Origin of the sequence: Micrococcus sp. APC 4021 (assembly GCF_030407635.1) — a bacterium.
Lineage (GTDB): Bacteria > Actinomycetota > Actinomycetes > Actinomycetales > Micrococcaceae > Micrococcus > Micrococcus luteus.
This window is the reverse complement of record NZ_JASDCZ010000203.1, coordinates 1-1,732: the sequence shown is the minus strand read 5'-3', so window position 1 is coordinate 1,732 and position 1,732 is coordinate 1. Positions and strand designations below refer to the sequence as shown.

The 1,732-nt window shown below is 70.4% G+C and carries 3 protein-coding genes and 1 pseudogene; 2 read left to right on the top strand and 2 right to left on the bottom strand.

Annotated elements, in window-relative coordinates; genetic code table 11:
• Together QL983_RS11165 and QL983_RS11160 are read left to right on the top strand one after the other, a co-directional pair.
• A pseudogene (locus tag QL983_RS11165) lies at positions 1-610 on the top strand (hypothetical protein); the annotation flags it as partial.
• 98 nt (positions 611-708) lie between these two features.
• Entirely contained in the window at positions 709-1,071 is a 363-nt protein-coding gene (locus QL983_RS11160; protein WP_119217615.1) for a hypothetical protein, read from the top strand.
• A 186-nt stretch (positions 1,072-1,257) separates the two neighbouring features.
• On the opposite strand, the gene QL983_RS11155 is transcribed toward QL983_RS11160, so the two are convergent.
• Complete coding sequence (locus QL983_RS11155; protein ID WP_119217616.1) at positions 1,258-1,494, bottom strand: hypothetical protein; 237 nt, start codon at positions 1,492-1,494, stop codon at positions 1,258-1,260.
• Positions 1,491-1,732 (bottom strand): hypothetical protein (locus tag QL983_RS11150; protein WP_290153030.1); only part of this gene is annotated, 242 nt, incomplete at its 5' end. The genes QL983_RS11150 and QL983_RS11155, both read right to left, overlap by 4 nt.

Here is a 1,732-nt window from a genome sequence, read left to right as displayed (position 1 = left end):
CATCCTGCGGGAGAGGCCCACTCGTCTCATCTCAGCCCGTACCCCGTGGCAAGAACCTCATGACCCACAACACCTAGTCGCGTCCATCACGGCCGCACTCGTGACCGGCTGTTCCGCGAACACAAGCCAGAACGCTGCGTCATCGTCCACGCCTGCGACCACGGCGACGGAGACGGCGACGGCTAGCGCATCCTCCCTCTCGCCCGACGAGGCGGCCACTAGCCTGGCGGCCCTGGAGTCTGCAGCCGCCCAGGCCAAGGTGGACGCGGCACAACGGAACTTCGACGCCGCCGTGGCGTCGGCCTCCGCCCGCGCCCTGGAATACAGCCAGTCCAAGGCGGCGGGCCAGGACCTCGGCCAGATCACGATGGAGACGCTGGACATCGGGGACACGCGACCTGAGTGGGCGCGCCCGATCAAGGACGTGAAGGCCGTGGGAACGGATGGCATTTTCGTCACCTACTCGGAGGCGTTGACGACATCTCAGGCGGAGGAGGTTGCCACGAACATCGCTCGGCGCCTCGCCATGTTCCAGGTGGACTCCCTGAACCGGGTCACCCTTTCTGATGCATCGAACACCGAACACGTCGTTGACATCACCCGCGGCTAACCGTTCATGATGACGCCGCCCGGGAGACGGCGGCGGCCCCGCCGCCCTGGCACCGCGCCTGTGTGGCAAGGTATTGCGGGCCATGCCAATCTGTGGCCATGGCTGACAAGTCCCCCCGCGCGGAGCGGTTCCCGTTCGGCATTCGCGTCCTCTTCGTCACACTCGCGGTGATTGTCCTGTTCACGTGGAAACCGTGGCTTCCTTCGGACAAGGAGTTCCGCCAGTCCGACCAATCCGGTTACGCCGCCTGCCGCAACTTTGACGAGGCCGAGGGCGCTGGTGGGTCCGTCTACCGCCGCTATATCGGGCTTGCCGCGGAGTACGCCGTCGAGGCCAAGACGCCCGGCATTCGTGAGGTCGTGGACGACCGGAATGGCGGGCGCGATGGCGACGCGGTGGTCCGGGACCTCTCCGACATGCGGAAGGCGTGCAAGCGTGCGGGATACCGGTTCAGCGGCTAGGCACGCCGGGGCCGCGGGGACCATTGGGCCGGCCGAGCGGTTATCGCGGTCACCGAACCTGGGGAAGCGGAACCGTGGGCGGACGCTCAGGGAGCTCTACACGGCCTTCTCTGGCCCGCTGAGGACGATAGAGCGCCCCGCCGCCCTGGGGAGGGTGACGGGGCGCGTGTGGGGCCGTGGGCGGCGTCAGAGACCCCGGAGGAGCTCGGCCTCGAGGCGGGCGTCCTCGCGGGCGGTCTCGGCGTCGAGGACGGGGGCTGGGAGCCCGGCCAGTAGCGCGGCCGTCTCCGCGTTCGTCTCGGCGACGACGGCCTCGAGCTCGGCGGCCTGGGTCGCGTCGTCCCTGGCGATGGACTCGAGGGCGGCGACGACGTCGGCGTCTAGGCGGTCGGCGATGTGCCCGCCGTGGGCGGGGGCGCTCATGCCTGGGCCTCAGCGTCCATGCTGGCCGGGAGAGTGGCGGCGGCGGCCTGGGCGGCGAGCTCGGCCTCGACCGCGCCCCGGAGCCCTGCGGCGTGGCCGTTCCCTGCGGCGACGGCTTCGGCGTGGCGGAGCTGGACCTCGAGGGCGGCGAGGGTGGGGGCCTGGGCGAGTGCGTCGGCGAGGGTCTGGTCTCCGGTGAGCTCGACCCATCGGGTGCGGAGGGACCGCTCGAACGGGG

Coding starts and splice junctions, on each gene's coding strand:
- QL983_RS11155 (WP_119217616.1), bottom strand. CDS start 1,494: ATGAGCGCCCCCGCCCACGGCGGGCACATCGCCGACCGCCTAGACGCC.
- QL983_RS11160 (WP_119217615.1), top strand. CDS start 709: ATGGCTGACAAGTCCCCCCGCGCGGAGCGGTTCCCGTTCGGCATTCGC.